General features: G+C 66.7%; 14 protein-coding genes and 1 pseudogene. 7 read left to right on the top strand and 8 right to left on the bottom strand.

Annotated elements, in window-relative coordinates; all coding sequences use genetic code 11:
- The first annotated feature begins 33 nt into the window (after nucleotides 1–33).
- Nucleotides 34–933, top strand: coding sequence for a nucleotide pyrophosphatase/phosphodiesterase family protein (locus N0A20_RS04240; protein ID WP_260582749.1), 900 nt, complete (start codon nucleotides 34–36; stop codon nucleotides 931–933).
- Here N0A20_RS04240 and N0A20_RS04235 read toward each other — a convergent pair whose 3' ends face one another.
- Both N0A20_RS04235 and N0A20_RS04230 read right to left on the bottom strand, forming a co-directional pair.
- Nucleotides 934–1,287 (bottom strand): homogentisate 1,2-dioxygenase, encoded by a 354-nt coding sequence (locus N0A20_RS04235; protein WP_260582748.1) that lies wholly within the window; start codon nucleotides 1,285–1,287, stop codon nucleotides 934–936.
- A gap of 186 nt (nucleotides 1,288–1,473) precedes the next feature.
- Nucleotides 1,474–1,827, bottom strand: a complete 354-nt coding sequence (locus tag N0A20_RS04230) for a winged helix-turn-helix transcriptional regulator (protein WP_260582747.1) — start codon at nucleotides 1,825–1,827, stop codon at nucleotides 1,474–1,476.
- Nucleotides 1,828–1,913: 86 nt separating this feature from the next.
- Between N0A20_RS04230 and N0A20_RS04225 the strand changes: the two genes are divergently transcribed.
- Nucleotides 1,914–2,240 (top strand): nuclear transport factor 2 family protein, encoded by a 327-nt coding sequence (locus tag N0A20_RS04225; protein WP_260582746.1) that lies wholly within the window; start codon nucleotides 1,914–1,916, stop codon nucleotides 2,238–2,240.
- Between the two features lie 3 nt (nucleotides 2,241–2,243).
- Here N0A20_RS04225 and mutL read toward each other — a convergent pair.
- Nucleotides 2,244–4,064 (bottom strand): annotated as a pseudogene (gene mutL / locus N0A20_RS04220) (DNA mismatch repair endonuclease MutL).
- Between the two features lie 188 nt (nucleotides 4,065–4,252).
- Here mutL and N0A20_RS04215 point away from each other — a divergent pair.
- Entirely contained in the window at nucleotides 4,253–5,299 is a 1,047-nt protein-coding gene (locus tag N0A20_RS04215; protein ID WP_260582745.1) for a rod shape-determining protein, read from the top strand.
- Nucleotides 5,300–5,381: 82 nt separating this feature from the next.
- On the opposite strand, the gene N0A20_RS04210 is transcribed toward N0A20_RS04215, so the two are convergent.
- Entirely contained in the window at nucleotides 5,382–5,540 is a 159-nt protein-coding gene (locus N0A20_RS04210) for a hypothetical protein (RefSeq protein WP_260582744.1), read from the bottom strand.
- 20 nt (nucleotides 5,541–5,560) lie between these two features.
- Here N0A20_RS04210 and mreC point away from each other — a divergent pair, with 20 nt between their 5' ends.
- From mreC to rodA, 4 genes are read left to right on the top strand one after another with little or no spacing between them, the layout of a single operon-like run.
- Nucleotides 5,561–6,205, top strand: a complete 645-nt coding sequence (gene mreC / locus N0A20_RS04205) for a rod shape-determining protein MreC (protein ID WP_260582743.1) — start codon at nucleotides 5,561–5,563, stop codon at nucleotides 6,203–6,205.
- The gene (locus N0A20_RS04200; protein ID WP_260582742.1) at nucleotides 6,202–6,726 is read left to right on the top strand and encodes a rod shape-determining protein MreD; all 525 of its coding nucleotides are present in this window, start codon (nucleotides 6,202–6,204) and stop codon (nucleotides 6,724–6,726) included. Before mreC ends, N0A20_RS04200 begins: the two co-directional genes overlap by 4 nt.
- A gap of 15 nt (nucleotides 6,727–6,741) precedes the next feature.
- On the top strand, nucleotides 6,742–8,652 hold the full coding sequence (gene mrdA / locus N0A20_RS04195; RefSeq protein WP_260582741.1) for a penicillin-binding protein 2: 1,911 nt from the start codon (nucleotides 6,742–6,744) through the stop codon (nucleotides 8,650–8,652).
- Nucleotides 8,649–9,755: a rod shape-determining protein RodA gene (rodA, locus tag N0A20_RS04190; RefSeq protein WP_260582740.1), complete on the top strand. Its 1,107-nt coding sequence runs from the start codon at nucleotides 8,649–8,651 to the stop codon at nucleotides 9,753–9,755. Before mrdA ends, rodA begins: the two co-directional genes overlap by 4 nt.
- 158 nt (nucleotides 9,756–9,913) lie before the next feature.
- Here the strand turns inward: rodA and N0A20_RS04185 are convergent, their stop codons facing one another.
- From N0A20_RS04185 to N0A20_RS04170, 4 genes are all read right to left on the bottom strand, one after another.
- On the bottom strand, nucleotides 9,914–11,347 hold the full coding sequence (locus tag N0A20_RS04185; protein WP_260582739.1) for an aldehyde dehydrogenase family protein: 1,434 nt from the start codon (nucleotides 11,345–11,347) through the stop codon (nucleotides 9,914–9,916).
- Between the two features lie 128 nt (nucleotides 11,348–11,475).
- On the bottom strand, nucleotides 11,476–12,588 hold the full coding sequence (locus N0A20_RS04180; protein WP_260582738.1) for an NAD(P)-dependent alcohol dehydrogenase: 1,113 nt from the start codon (nucleotides 12,586–12,588) through the stop codon (nucleotides 11,476–11,478).
- A gap of 11 nt (nucleotides 12,589–12,599) precedes the next feature.
- Nucleotides 12,600–13,484 carry a helix-turn-helix domain-containing protein gene (locus N0A20_RS04175; RefSeq protein ID WP_260582737.1) on the bottom strand — a complete coding sequence of 295 codons (885 nt, stop codon included), beginning with the start codon at nucleotides 13,482–13,484 and terminating at the stop codon, nucleotides 12,600–12,602.
- On the bottom strand, nucleotides 13,481–14,707 hold the full coding sequence (locus N0A20_RS04170; RefSeq protein ID WP_260582736.1) for a cytochrome P450: 1,227 nt from the start codon (nucleotides 14,705–14,707) through the stop codon (nucleotides 13,481–13,483). The genes N0A20_RS04175 and N0A20_RS04170 overlap by 4 nt, the downstream gene beginning before the upstream one ends.

The following is a 14,707-nucleotide window of genomic DNA, read 5'->3' as shown; positions in this document are numbered from 1 at the left end:
GCAATGCGATGATCGACCCGCGCCTAGCCCGGCGTGAAGTTCAGCCTCGGCGATCCGAAACAATCGCTCGATCCCTTCTGGTGGGACGAGGCCGAGCCGACCTGGGTGACGGCGGGCAAGGCGGGGGTGCGCAGCGCGACGATGTTCTGGCCGGGCAGCGAGGTGTCGATCCACGCGTCGCGCCCACCCGACTGGCTGCGCTACGACGAGCATGTCAGCTATACCCAGCGCATCAACACCATCCTCGACTGGATACGCCGCCCCGCCGATATCCGCCCCGCCTTCGTGACCCTTTATTTCGAGGCGGTCGACAATGCGGGGCATGAATTCGGTCCCGACAGCACCGAGGTGAACGCCGCCATCGCCGACGTGGATGCCCGGATCGGCGATCTGGTCGCGGGACTCGCCGCGATGGACCAGCCCGCGCGCCTCATCGTCGTCGCCGACCATGGCATGCGCGCGACCGACGAGAGCCGCGTGATCCAGCTCGCCGACCTGATCGACCTGCCCAGCATCATCGCGGTCGAAACCGGTCCCTATGCCGCGATCGAGCCCGCCGCCGCGACCGACAACCGGGTCCACGACGCGCTGCTGAAACCGCACGAGCATATGAACTGCGCGCGCCGGGAGGAACTGCCCGAGCGGCTGCACTATGGCCGCAACCCGCGCGTCGCGGCGATCATCTGCATCGCCGAGCCGGGCTGGACGATCCTTGCCGGGCCGCCCGCCTGGCCCGTCACCGGCGGCGCGCACGGCTATGACAATCAGGACCCCGAGATGCTGGCGCTGTTCGTCGCCAGCGGCACCGGGCTGACGGGCGACGTCGGGATCGTCGACAATATCGAGGTCTATCCGCTGTTGATGGCGCTGATCGGCGTCGCGCCGCTGGCGAGCGATGCGACCGGCGTCCTTGTGAAACGCCTGCCGCGCTGATCAATCGCGCATAACCGCCATCGCGCGGATCGACGACTCCGGCGCGTTCGAAATCTGCAGCAGATAGCGGCCGGGCGTCACCTCATATTCGACCATCTTGCGGATTCCCGAACAGGCGGGACCATGGCCGTGCGCCGCAGACGGGACGATAGTCCCGTCGCGAACGAGATCGAGCCATGCTCCGCGGTCGAGCGCAACGATCAGCCGCCCTTCCCGCTCGACCGAGACCGGTACCATCCCGCCATATTTTCCCGCATCGGCCGCCCGTTCGGGCGGCGTCCAATATGTCAGCCGTTCTGCCTTGTGCAGCGACAATCCGGTCCGCCGGTCGTCCAGCGGCGGCCAATCGGCCATCGGTCCGGCCCGGTATCGCGACATCGTCTTGTTCGAACCGCCCTTCGCCCAACCTGCGAGCCCCTCCGGCAGCACGGGCTCGGCGGGACAGGCGGGGGCGGACTTACCTTCGGGCTCGGCGGCCGCGGTCGCGCCGAGCCAACAGCAAGCCGGCAGCGGCCACCGCCCCGATCCACAGCCCGTTCTTCATACCCGTGCCTCCGCCGTTTTGGTTCCGGGCCGCTGCTCCGCCCACGTCAATATCGCATCGAGCGCCGGGCACAGTGCCTGCCCCCAGTCGGTCACGCCATATTCGACCTTCGGCGGCACCTGCTGGTGGACGATCCGGCGCACGATGCCGTCGCTTTCCATCTGGCGCAACTGCTGGATCAGCATCTTTTGCGAGATGCCCGGAATCGCGCGCTCCAGTTCGGAAAAGCGCTTCAGCCCGCCACCGAAAAGATGGAACAGGATCACCAGCTTCCACCGCCCTTCGAGCATCCCGAACGCCTGTTCCACCCCGTTGGCGGCGGTCATCGCCGTATATGCGAGCTTACTCATGGGTAAGTACCTGACTTTTTCGTGCGTTCTTGCGCTTTTGCCAGTGTAAAATCATCTGGGCGGCCAAGCAATCGAGGAGTCGCCCCATGTCCATCACCCTGCCGCCGCCGATCGCCGCCTATTTCGCTGCCGACCGATCCGACGACGCCGCCGTTGCGGCCTGCTTCACCGACGATGCCGTGGTGAAGGACGAAGGACGCACGCACCGCGGCAAGGCCGAAATCGGCGCATGGAAAGCCGGAACGTCGAGCAAATACAGCTACACCAGCACACCCGTCGCGCTCACCGAGGCGGATGGCAAGACGGTCGTCACTTGCCATCTTGTCGGCGATTTTCCGGGCGGCGAAATCGACCTGCGGCATATCTTCATCGTCGAAAGCGACAAGATCGCCTTTCTCGAAATCATCGTCTGACGATCATTTCCGCCCGAACAGCCGTTCCACATCGTCCATGGCCAGCTTCACCCAGGTCGGGCGACCGTGGTTGCACTGGCCCGAGTGCGGCGTGATCTCCATCTGCCGCAGCAGGGCGTTCATTTCGGCGACATTCAGCGTGCGTCCGGCGCGGACCGAGCCGTGGCAGGCCATGGTCGCGGCGACCAGTTCGAGTTTTTCGTTGAGGCCGAGCGCGGCATCATAACCCGCGAGATCGTCGGCGATGTCGGTGACCAGCTTGTGGCAGTCGATATTGCCGAGCATCGCGGGGTCGCGCGCACCATCACCGCGGCGGGGCCGAAGCGTTCGAGTTCGACGCCGAGCACGGCAAGTTCGCCAGCCGCCGCCTCGAGCCGGTCGCAGGCGGGTTCGTCGAGTTCGACGACCTCGGGCAGCAGCAGGCCCTGCGACGGCACCGCCCTGCCCGCCATTCCCTGGCGCAATTGTTCAAGCACGAGGCGTTCGTGCGCGGCATGCTGGTCGACGATCACCAGCCCGTCCTCAGCCTCCGCGACGATATAGGTCCTGGCGATCTGGCCCCGCGCGATGCCGAGCGGATGCGCCTCGCCCTGCGGGACCGGCGCATCCGCGACCTCGGCGCGGCCCGCGAGCGGCGCGGGCGACTGGGTGAAGGGCACGAGCCGGTCGTAGACACGCGCGATGTCGTCGGCGGCGGGCACCGTGTCGGCGCCGAACAGATGCACGGCGGGTTCGCGGCGCGGCGCACTGCCGAACAGGAAGCCGGTCAGCCGGCGCGGGGGCGACCGGTTCCTGCTGCCAGGCGGCCAGCGCCGCCTCGGCAGGGCGCTGCACGCTGCGAAAGCCATGCTCGTCGAGCGCGCGGCGGAGGCCGCCGACGATCATGCCGCGAACGAGTTGCGGGTCACGAAAGCGAACCTCGGTCTTCGCCGGGTGGACGTTCACGTCGACCTCAGTCGCCGGCACGTCGAGGAAGAGCGCGACGACCGGGTGGCGATCGCGCGCGAGCAGGTCGGCATAGGCACCGCGCAATGCGCCGACGAGCAGCCGGTCCTTCACCGGACGGCCGTTGACGAACAGATATTGATGGTCCGACACGCCGCGATTGTAGGTCGGCAGGCTGATCACGCCGCCAAGATGCACCTCGCCGCGGTCGAGATCGACTCCGATGCTGTTCGCGGCGAGATCGCGGCTGGTCAGCGCCGCGACGCGCGCCAGACGGTCCTGCGCGCCCTGCACGTCGAGGACGCGGCGCCCGTCATGCTCCATGGAGAAGCCGATGTCCGGGTTCGCCATCGCGAGGCGCTTCACGGCATCGAGGCACGCGGCATATTCGCTGCGTGGGCTGCGCAGGAATTTGCGGCGCGCGGGGAGGCGCGCGAACAGATCCTCGACGAGGACGCGGGTCCCTTTCGCCAGCGCAGCGGGCCCTTCGGCAACAAGCGCGCCATTGTCGACGATGCGTTTCCAGCCGTCGCCGCCGGGCATCCGGCTTTCGAGCGTCAGCCGGGCGACGCTAGCGATCGAGGGCAGCGCCTCGCCGCGGAAACCGAGCGTGGTGACGCGCTCGATCGCGTCGCCCGGCAGCTTCGAGGTGGCATGCCGTTCGAGCGCCAGTTCCATGTCGGCGGGGGTCATTCCCGACCCGTCGTCCTCGACCTCGATTCGCGCGATTCCGCCATCGGCGATTCGCACCGAAATGCGCGTCGAACCGGCGTCGATCGCGTTTTCAACCAGTTCTTTGAGCGCCGCAGCCGGTCTTTCAACCACTTCACCGGCTGCGATCCGATTTACGAGGGTTTCGGGCAGGCGGCGTATTGACATAATTGCTCTCCTAGCGCAGTCGGACGCAAATCGCGACCCACCCGCACAGCCCGATCTTTCCATCCAGCCCGCCGCCCTCCCGGCAGAGCCGGAATCTCCCCCAGATTTGGTCCTGCCCGCGGACGGGAAAGCGCCTTTCATCCGGCGGCGGGGCGGCCCGTTCGCGCGCAGTACAGGAATGACCATCAATGTCCTTTTTCTCGCGTTGGCTTAAGTTCAATTCCCAAGACATGGCGATCGACCTCGGCACCGCCAACACGGTCGTCTATGTGCGCGGCAAGGGCATCGTGCTGAACGAACCTTCGGTCGTCGCGGTCGAGACGATCAACGGGGTGAAGCGGGTCAAGGCGGTCGGGGACGACGCCAAGCTGATGATGGGCAAGACCCCCGACAGCATCGAGGCGATCCGCCCGCTGCGCGACGGCGTGATCGCCGACATCGACGTCGCCGAACAGATGATCAAGCATTTCATCACCAAGGTGCATGGCGGCAAGCCCAACGCCTTCCGCAGCCCCGAAATCGTGATCTGCGTTCCCTCGGGCTCGACCAGCGTCGAGCGCCGCGCGATCCGCGACGCCGCCTCGAACGCGGGCGCCAGCGAAGTGTGGCTGATCGAGGAGCCGATGGCCGCGGCGATCGGCGCCGACATGCCGGTGACCGAACCCATCGGGTCGATGGTCGTCGATATCGGCGGCGGCACCACCGAAGTCGCGGTGCTCAGCTTGCGCGGCCTCGCCTACACCACCTCGGTCCGCGCCGGGGGCGACAAGATGGACGAAGCAATCGTTTCCTATGTCCGCCGCCACCACAACCTGCTGATCGGCGAAACCACCGCCGAGCGGATCAAGAAGGATTTCGGCATCGCGCGCATCCCCGCCGACGGCACCGGCCTGACGATCCACATCAAGGGCCGCGACCTCGTCAACGGCGTGCCCAAGGAAATCTCGATCAACCAGGCGCAGATCGCCGAGGCGCTGTCCGAACCGATCGGCACGATCGTCGAGGGCGTGCGCATCGCGCTCGAGAACACCGCCCCCGAACTCGCCGCCGACATCGTCGATCAGGGCATCGTCCTGACCGGCGGCGGCGCGCTGATCGCCGAGCTCGACGAATTGCTGAAGGATGCGACCGGCCTGCCGGTGACGGTGGCCGACGACCCGCTGACCTGCGTCGCGATCGGCACCGGCCGCGCGATGGAGGACCCCGCCTTCCGCGGCGTGCTCCAGCAAGCCTGATCGGATAGCATCGCGCCATGGTCCGCCCGGCAGCTCGGCGTCCGGGGCAATCCCGAAAGGCCCAGACGAGCCTGTTCGTCGCCTATGTCATCGCGGTGACCGGGGCGGTGGCGGGGCTGTTGCTGGCGATCCTGTCGGTTGCCGACCCCGTGGGCTTCGCGGCGCTGCGCGTCGCGAGCCACGAGGTCACCGCGCCCGTCGCGCGCGGCAGCCGATCGGTCATCGGGTCGATCTCGGGCATCGACGACGCGGTGTCGGCCTATGTGGGCGCCGGATCGCAGAATCGCCCAGCTGCGCAAGGAACTCGCCGAGACGCGGCGGCAACTGGTGGCGACGAGCGCGTTGCAGGAAGAGAATCGCCAGCTCAAGGCCCTGCTGAAGCTGCAGGAGACCGACAAGGCCGCCTTTGCCAACGGCTATCTGCTCACCTCGACCTCGACGAGCAGCAAGCGCATCGCGTTGCTCAGCATCGGCCGCAACCTCGGCGTCTCGGCAGGCCAGCCGGTGCGCGGCGCCGACGGGCTGATCGGGCGCGTGCTGTCGAGCGGGCCGTCGGTGTCGCAGGTGCTGCTGCTCACCGACATCGACAATATCGTGCCGATCCGCCGCGCGCGCGACGGCTTGCCCGCGCTCGCCAACGGGCGCGGCAACGGCGACCTCGACATCCGCACGCTCAACATCGCCAACAACCCGTTCAAGCCGGGTGACATTCTCGTCACCTCGGGCACCGGCGGGCTCTATCCGCCCAATATCCCGGTCGCGATCGTCGTGCGGCGGACCGCCGACGGCGCCCTCGCCCGCCCGCTCGCTGACCCGGCCAAGGTCGATGCGGTCGCGGTGCTGCGCCCCTATACACCCGACAATATCGAGGCGCAGGCGGCGCCCGCCCCGGCATCCCGGCCATGAACCGCGCCGACACGCGCCGGCTCGGCGAACCCGCATCGCTGTGGCGGATGCGCGCCGTACCGGTGGCGAGCGTGATGATCGCGTCGGCGCTGCCGCTGATGCTGCCGATGGTCGCCAGTTCGCCGGTGCTGCCGCCCCTCGGCCTGCTGTTCTTCCTGTGCTGGCAGTTGCTGCGCATCGAGCTCTGGCCGGTGTGGATCGGCCTGCCGCTCGGACTGTGGGACGACCTGTTCAGCGGCGCGCCGATCGGTTCGGCGATCGCGCTGTGGACCTTTGCCGGCATCGCGATCCAATATTTCGCGCAGCGCATCTATTGGCGCGGCTTCCTGCACGACTGGGCGATCGCCGCGTTGCTCGTCGCGCTGGTGCAGGGCTTCGCGGCGCTCATCGCGCATCCCGACGCCCACCCGGGCAAGGTGCTGGGACTCGTCGCGCCGCAGATCGTCGTGTCGGCGCTGCTCGTGCCCCTTTTCATGCGTTTGACGGGAATGCTGGACAATTTCCGCCTGAAACGCCGATAGATCGAATCCGCCCCGATGCCGCGCAAGAAGAGTCCGCCGATCACCGAAGCCTGGAGGGGCATGACCTTCACGCGCCGCGCGCTGCTGGTCGGCGGCGGCCAGATGGTCATCGGCGCGGCGCTGGCGGCGCGCATGGCCTATATTTCGATCATCGACAACGACCGCTATGTGCTCGAATCCGAAAGCAACCGGGTCAATCTGACGCTGATTCCGCCGCGGCGCGGCTGGATCGTCGACCGGAACGGCAAGGCGCTGGCGAACAACCGCGTATCGCTGCGCATCGACATCATCCCCGACCGGCTGCACAACAAGGAATTCGTGCTTGGGCAGTTGCGCACGCTGCTACGGCTCGACGGCGACGCGATGGAACGGATCAACCGCGACCTCCAGGCGGCCTCGGGTTTCCAGCCGGTGGCGGTCGCCGAAAATCTGTCGGAAGGCGATTATGCGTCGATTCTCGTCCGCCTGCCCGACCTGCCCGGCGTCGCGCCGCAGCGCGGCTTTGCGCGCAACTACCCGACCGGCGCCGCGGTCGGCCATCTGATCGGCTATGTCGGCGCGCCCAATGCGGAGGAATATCAGAAGGACAAGGACCCGCTGTACATCACGCCGGGGTACAGGATCGGCAAGGACGGGCTGGAGAAATATTTCCAGCCGCTGCTGAAGGGCCAGCCCGGTGCGAAGCGCGTCGAGGTCACCGCGCGCGGCAAGGTCGTGCGCGACCTCGACACCAAGTCCGACATCCAGGGCAAGACCGTCCATCTGACGATCGACGCCGATCTGCAGGAATATGTCGCGCGGCGGATGGGGCGCGAGTCGGGCGCGGCGGTCGTCATCGACTGCGAGAATGGCGACATATTGTCCTTCGTCTCGATGCCCAGCTTCGATCCGAACAGTTTCTCGGACGGGATCAGCAACAGCGAATACGCCTGGCTGCGCGCCGACGATCACCAGCCGCTGATCAACAAGGCGACGCGCGGTCTCTATCCGCCCGGATCGACGCTGAAACCGATGGCGGCGATCGCGGCGATCGAGCATGGCGTTGACCCCAGCGAGCGCCACACCTGCATCGGCGGCTACCGGCTCGGCAGCCGCTTCTTCCGCTGCCTCGGCACGCACGGAAGCGTCGACATGCCGACCGCGATCATGAAGAGCTGCAACAGCTATTTCTACTGGCTGGCGCACCGGCTGGGCTATGACGCGATCGCGCCGACCGCGCGGCTCTTGGGGCTGGGCGAGGAATTCCAGCTCGCGGGCAGCAACCAGCGATACGGCACCATCCCCGACAGCGCGTGGAAGATGAAGAAATACGACCAGCCCTGGTCGGCGTCGGACTCGCTCAACGCGGTGATCGGGCAGGGCTATGTCAGCGTCAATCCGCTCCAGCTCGCGGTGATGGCGGCGCGCATCGCCTCGGGCCGCCGGCTCTATCCGCGCCTCGTCAGGCGCGAGTTCAAGAACGAAGCCCTGCCCTTCTCGCCCGATGCCATGGCCGTAGCGCGGCACGGCATGGACCTTGTCGTCAACGGTCCCGGCGGGACCGCCGGGCGCAGCCGCCTGCCGCTCGACGGCATCGCGATGGCGGGCAAGACCGGTACCGCGCAGGTGCGCGGACTCAACACCGGAAACGGCAAGGGCGGGTCGTGGCGATTTCGCGATCACGGCTTGTTCATCTGCTTCGCGCCGGTCGACAAACCCAAATATGCGGCGGGCATCGTCATCGAGCATGGCATGGGGGGCAGCCGCGCCGCGGCGCCGGTCGCCAAGGATTTCATGACCTTCCTCTACGACCGCGACAAGGCGATGGAGGCGCTCGAGACGTTCGAGGCCGGCTGGGGCGGCACGATCAAGGAACGCATGGACCGCGACTATGCGGCGTGGAGATCGGGCGCGTCGAGCGACCCCGACCCGGGAGTGCCGCAATGATTCCCGTCCCGCCCGCCATCCAGCGCATTCCCTGGAAACTGATCGCGATTCTGTCCGGCATCACCGGTTTCGGCCTGCTCGTCCTCTATTCGGCGGCGGGCGGCAGCTGGTCGCCTTGGGCGTGGCAACAGGGCGTGCGCTTCCTCGTCTTCCTCGGCGTCGCGCTCGTCATCGGCCGCTTTCCGATCCGGATATTCGAGGATTTCGCCTATCTCGGCTATATTGGCGTGCTGATCCTGCTGGTCGCGGTCGAATTGCTCGGCTTCGTCGGTGGAGGCAGCCAGCGCTGGCTCAACCTCGGCTTCATGAACCTCCAGCCCTCGGAGTTGATGAAGGTCGCGATCGTGCTCGCGCTCGCACGCTTCTATTCCCAGTTGCCGCCCGGCAGCACCAGAACATGGACCGCCTTGTGGCCCGCGCTGATGCTGATCGGCCTGCCCGCGGCCCTCGTGATGCTCCAGCCCGACCTCGGCACCGCACTCGCGATCTGTGTCGGCGGGGTGATCGTTATGTTCGTGTCGGGCCTGCCCTTCTGGTGGTTCGGCAGCGCCGCCGCCGCGGGCGCCGCCGCGCTGCCCGTGCTTTTTTCGCTGCTCCACGACTATCAGCAAAAGCGCGTGCTGATCTTCCTCGACCCGGAGAGCGATCCGCTCGGCGCCGGCTATCATATCAGCCAGTCGAAGATCGCGATCGGGTCGGGCGGCATCGGCGGCAAGGGCTTCCTCAACGGCTCGCAAAGCCACCTCGACTATCTGCCCGAGGGACACACCGACTTCATCTTCGCGACAATGGCCGAGGAATGGGGGCTGATCGGCGGGCTTGGACTGCTGCTCGGTTTTTTCCTGCTGCTCCGCTGGTCGACGCGCGTCGCACTGAATGCACGGACGCGCTTCGGCCAGCTGACCGCGACCGGGCTGACGATGACGATCTTCTTCTACATCGCGATCAACCTGATGATGGTGATGGGCCTTGCCCCTGTCGTGGGCATCCCGTTGCCGCTCTTTTCCTATGGCGGGTCGTCGATGCTGACGATCATGACCTGCGTCGGCATCGTGCTGGCAATCGAGAATGACGCCAAAAAGGGCAGCCGCCGCCTGCAATGACGAAAAATACAGCGGCCATCGCCGTCGCGGCTTGGGCGTGATGGCGGGCCGCCCGCCTTGCCGCAAAGCGCCGGCCGCAGCGGGGACCGGTCGTTTTTCGCGGCCTGTTTGCGCATTCCGACAAGCCGGCGGCGCGGAAACAAGCGGAAATACGTGGTTCAGACCTTGGCGTGAGGCTTTTTCCTGCGAACGATGGTTTGGGCGCTGGTATATTCCAACAGGCCTTCGACGCCTCCCTCCACGCCGACGCCCGACTGCTTCATGCCTCCAAAGGCCGCGGTGGGGGAGAGGTGCTGGGTTTCATTGACCCACACCGTCCCGCTCGCGATGCGCTGCGCAATGTCAAAGGCCCTATCCTCGTCCGCGCCCCAGACCGATCCGCCAAGACCATATTCGGTGGCGTTGGCGCGCGCGACGACATCGTCATAATCGTCGAACTTGATCAGCGGCAGCACCGGCCCGAACTGCTCCTCCTGGACGATCCGGCTGTCTTCGGGCGGGTTGTCGAGGATGGTGACGGGGACGAAATAACCCGGCACGCCGGCTGCTTCGCCGCCGACGAGGAATTTGTAGCCCTTGTCCTTGGCGTCCTGAATGAGGTCGAGCACACGGCGGTACTGCGGCTCATTGTTGATCGGGCCGATCTGCGTTCCCTGTTGCGCCCCGTCGCCGACCTTCACCGTCTTTGCATAGGCGACAAGCGCATCCCTGAGTTCTTCGTAGATGTCCTTGTGCACATACATGCGCTTGGTCGCGATGCAGATCTGGCCGTTGTTGCGGAACGCCGCCCAGAACAGATCCTCTGCGACCTTTTCGACATCGACGTCGGGCATGACGATCGCGGCGTCGTTGCCGCCGAGTTCGAGCGTCACACGCTTGAGCGTCGGCGCCGCCGACTCCATCACGCGCCGCCCGGTCGCGGTTGAGCCGGTGAAGCTGATCTTGTCGAAGCCCTTGTGGCCCGTCATCCACGGTCCCAGCGCATCGCCGCCGGTCACGATATTGAGCACGCCCGGCGGGAGCATGTCCTTGACCAGCTCGCCAAACTTCAGCGTCGTGAGCGGGGTGAAGGGCGAGGGTTTGAGCACCATCGCATTGCCCGCAAGCAGCGCCGGACCGACCTTGAACATCGCGAGCAGCAGCGGGAAGTTCCACGGCGAAATCGCGCCGACGACGCCGAGCGGGACGCGGCGCGTCTCGCTATACCGCTCGTCGCTGTCCTCGTTGACCGTCACCGGCAAATCGAGGCTCGCTGCGCCCATCAGCCAGTAACCCGCGCCGATGACTTCGCCCTCCGCCTCGCTATGCGGCTTGCCCTGTTCGGCGGTGAGCAGGCGCTTGAAGGCGTCGGCGTTGGCGAGCACCGCCTGCCCCATCGCGTTCAGCGCCGCCTTGCGATCGGCGATCGGTGTCGCAGCCCAGCCGGGGAAAGCGGCACGCGCAGCTGCGATGGCGCGGTCGAGATCGTCGGGCGTCGCGTCGGGAGCAGTGCCGATCACGCCTTCGGTCGCGGGGTTGAGCACGTCGAAGCGGCCGCCGCCGCCGTCGAGCTTGCCGCCGATCAGCATCGCATAGTCGCGGTCGAAATCCATCGTCTCTCTCCTTACCCAAACCCGTTCGTGCTGAGCTTGTCGAAGCACCGTTCTTTTCTTCGCCCTCCGCAAAGAAAAACGGCCCTTCGACAAGCTCAGGGCAAACGGAGGAATTGGCGCGCCTGCCTTTAAGGTATCAGCACGACCTTGATGCACTCGCCGCGTGCCTGTGCGGCCAACGCTTCGTTGATCTCGGCCAGCGGAAAGGTCTTGATCAGCCTGTCGAACGGAAAGCGGCCCGCCGCATGGTGCGCGATCAGTTCGGGGATGAAGGTCTGCGGATCGCTGTCGCCCTCGATGATCCCGACGATACGGTGGCCGGGGGTCATCAGCGCCGCGATATTGACGCTGATCGCGGCGTCGGCCTTCGCCGGTACGCCGACCAGGCCGATCGCGCCATGGCTGCCGAGCGCCGCGAGCCCCGCTTCGATCACCGGCACCACGCCGCTGGTATCGAAGGCGAAGTCGAGCCCGGCGGGGACGATCGCGCGCAGGGCTTCGGCAAGGTCGCCGGCTTCGGCGGGGTCGATGACATGCGTCGCGCCCAGTTCCAGGCCGGTCTCGCGCCGCGCGGCGACGGGCTCGACCAGGATGATCGTATCACAGCCCTGAATCCGCGCGCCCATCACCGCCGCCAGCCCCACCGGGCCGCCGCCGAAGATCGCGATGCTCGAGCCCGCGGGACAGGCGAGCGAGTTCATCACCCCGCCCGCGCCGGTCTGGAAGCCGCATCCGAGCGGCCCGAGCAGTTCGAGCGCGATTTTCGACGTATCGACCTTCACCACGTTGCGCGCGCGGGTGACGGTCAGCGCCGAAAAGGAAGATTGGCCGAAGAAGTGCGAGGTGACGCGCTCGCTATCCCTGGCATAGGCCGTCGATCCGTCATCGAGCCGCATTCCCGCATAGTTCAGCGGCACGAAGCTCTGGCAGTAGCTCGGCAGATGCTCGTCGCATCGCGGGCAGGCACCGCAGCTTGAAAAGCCAATGACGACTGCATCACCCACGGCAAGCCCTTCGACGCCCTCACCCACCGCCTCGATCACCCCGGCGCCTTCATGGCCGAGGACGCCGGGCAGCGCAAAGGGTGCGAACTGGTCGCGGAAGATGAGGTCGGTGTGGCACAGTCCCACCCCTGCGATCCGCACCCGCACCTCGCCCGCGCGCGGTGCTTCGACCTCGATCGTCTCGATGGTGAAATCGCCGCCGGGCTGGCGCACCAAGGCCGCCTTCGCTTCTGTCATGTCCGTCTCCGTCAATGCAGCCCGCGCCGTTCCTGCTGGCGATAATCGCTCGGCGCCATGCCGAACCAGGCGCGGAAGGCGCGGCTGAAATGGCTCTGGCTGGTGAAGCCCGTCGCCTCCGACAACGCCGCGAGGGTGAGATCGGTCTGGACCAGCATCTGCTGCGCCCGGTCGAGCCTTGCCTTCATCACATATTGGTGCGGCGAGATGCCCGTCGCCTTCTTGAATAGGCGGCAGAAATGCGACGGCGTCACCCCCGCAACCGCCGCCATCGCTTCGAGGCTATGCTCGTCCGCCGGGTTCGCAAGGACGGCGTTCATGATCTTGTGCAGCCGGTAGGCCGAAAAATCGGACACCGGAATTTCGACCGGATTGCCGTGCGCGGGCGGACCCGACAGGATATGCGCCTTCAGCGCATTCACCATCGCCGCGACATAGGCGGTGCGCTCCTGGGCCTGCGGGGCATAGAGCTCGGCGAGGATCTGGCGCGTCAGCGCCACGCCGAGCGGATCGGCGAAGGCGAAGCGCATCTTGTTGAACTGGTCGGCGTGCGGTTGCCCCGCAAGCACGTCCGACGACATCGACAGCGTCACGACGTCGAGCTCGCCGTCGACAAGCCAGCCGGTCGGCATGCCTGCGGGCACGATCGTCGCGCAGCCGGGGATCGAGCTGGTTTCGGTCCAGCCGTCGCGGTCCCACGTCTTGACCTGCGGCTTGCCCGCGACATGGACGGTGAAGATCGGCTGCGGCAGCGCGGGCAGCGTGTAACTGCCGACGAACTGCCGCCAGCGGCACAGCGACCAGCCGTCGCCGATCGACCCCATCTCGACGTCGGGCACGCGACCGAGGACGTCGCAGATGATCTCCTTGTTGTCCCAGACGCCGTCCTGTTTCACGCTGTCAGCCTGACGTCGAGCCGCTTGAAGCCGTTGATGAAGTTCGACCGCACACGGACCGGCTCTCCCAAAATCTCTATCCGCCGAACATGACGCGCCATTTCGGCAAAGGCGAGTCGCAATTGCATCTCGGCGAGGCGCGATCCGACGCAGACATGCGTGCCGGTCCCGAAAGCCAGATGCTGACGGATCGGGCGCGCGATGTCGAAGGCGTCGGGATCGGCGAAGACCGACGGGTCGCGGTTGCCGGCGGGATAGAAGACGACGACCTTGTCGCCCTTGCGGATCGCCTGCCCGCCGAGTTCGGTATCGCGCGTCGCGGTGCGGCGCATATGGATCACGGGGCTGGCGTGGCGCACCATTTCCTTGACCGCGTTCGGCAGCAGGCCGGGGTCGGCGCGGATCGCGTCCCATTGATCCGGGCTGTTCGAAAAGGCGATCAGGCTGTGGTTGATCGAGTTGCGCGTCGTCTCGTTGCCGCCGACGAGCGCGAGGATCAGATTGCCCACGAAATCGCCCAGCGGAACGGGCTGCCCGTGGATTCCGGCATTGGCGAGCAGCGAGGCGATGTCGGGGCCGGGGTTGGCGCGGCGCTCGTCGAACAAGGCCGAAGCGAACCCCATGAACTCGCCGAGCACCGCCTGCATCGCCTCCGGCGACTGGCGGAAATCGGGATCGTCCTCGCCCACGAAGGCGTCGGTCCAGCGGTGGAGGTCGCGCCACATCTCGGCGGGGACGCCGAGCAGCTCGGCGAGCGTCAGCAGCGGCAGCGGGACGGTTAGCAGCGGCAATATGTCGACCGTCTCGTTCAGCGGCACCTCGGCGAACAGGCGTTCGACACGTTCGGCGATGCGCGCCTCGATCCCCTCCAGTCGCGCGGGCGACAGCGCGGGCATCACGAATTTGCGATATTGCGTGTGCGTCGGCGGATCGCGCGAGATGAAGGGAATGCCGATCGCGGCCTCCCCCGCCCCGGTCAGCCCGACCTCATTCTCGTTGAAGATGCGGTGCCCGCCATTTTCGTGCGCCGAGGAAAAAAGGTCGGCCTGCCGCGACACCGCGACGATATCGTCGAACCCCAGCACCGCCCAGAAGCCCGCGCCCTCCTCCTCGGGGTTCCAATGGACCGAACCCGCGGCGCGCAAGGCCGCGAGTTCGGCATAGGGCATGCCGCCGACATAGAGGTCGGGGTCCCTTAGATCGACGGTCCCGAGGTCGGTCAT

This window comes from Sphingopyxis sp. PET50 (genome assembly GCF_025244705.1).
Classification (GTDB): Bacteria; Pseudomonadota; Alphaproteobacteria; order Sphingomonadales; family Sphingomonadaceae; genus Sphingopyxis.
Note: the sequence above shows the minus strand (reverse complement) of the source record. Positions and strands in the feature narration are given on the sequence as shown.

What these genes read in the sequence shown, in the direction of transcription:
- rodA (WP_260582740.1), top strand. Translation starts at nt 8,649, where the DNA reads ATGATTCCCGTCCCGCCCGCCATCCAGCGCATTCCCTGGAAACTGATC.
- N0A20_RS04210 (WP_260582744.1), bottom strand. Translation starts at nt 5,540, where the DNA reads ATGCCCGAGATCGACCCGATGACCGATCGGCTGCCGCGCGCGACGGGC.
- N0A20_RS04170 (WP_260582736.1), bottom strand. Translation starts at nt 14,707, where the DNA reads ATGACCGACCTCGGGACCGTCGATCTAAGGGACCCCGACCTCTATGTC.
- N0A20_RS04180 (WP_260582738.1), bottom strand. Translation starts at nt 12,588, where the DNA reads ATGACAGAAGCGAAGGCGGCCTTGGTGCGCCAGCCCGGCGGCGATTTC.
- N0A20_RS04235 (WP_260582748.1), bottom strand. Translation starts at nt 1,287, where the DNA reads ATGGCCGATTGGCCGCCGCTGGACGACCGGCGGACCGGATTGTCGCTG.
- N0A20_RS04215 (WP_260582745.1), top strand. Translation starts at nt 4,253, where the DNA reads ATGTCCTTTTTCTCGCGTTGGCTTAAGTTCAATTCCCAAGACATGGCG.
- mrdA (WP_260582741.1), top strand. Translation starts at nt 6,742, where the DNA reads ATGCCGCGCAAGAAGAGTCCGCCGATCACCGAAGCCTGGAGGGGCATG.
- N0A20_RS04200 (WP_260582742.1), top strand. Translation starts at nt 6,202, where the DNA reads ATGAACCGCGCCGACACGCGCCGGCTCGGCGAACCCGCATCGCTGTGG.
- N0A20_RS04185 (WP_260582739.1), bottom strand. Translation starts at nt 11,347, where the DNA reads ATGGATTTCGACCGCGACTATGCGATGCTGATCGGCGGCAAGCTCGAC.
- N0A20_RS04225 (WP_260582746.1), top strand. Translation starts at nt 1,914, where the DNA reads ATGTCCATCACCCTGCCGCCGCCGATCGCCGCCTATTTCGCTGCCGAC.
- mreC (WP_260582743.1), top strand. Translation starts at nt 5,561, where the DNA reads ATGTGGGCGCCGGATCGCAGAATCGCCCAGCTGCGCAAGGAACTCGCC.
- N0A20_RS04230 (WP_260582747.1), bottom strand. Translation starts at nt 1,827, where the DNA reads ATGAGTAAGCTCGCATATACGGCGATGACCGCCGCCAACGGGGTGGAA.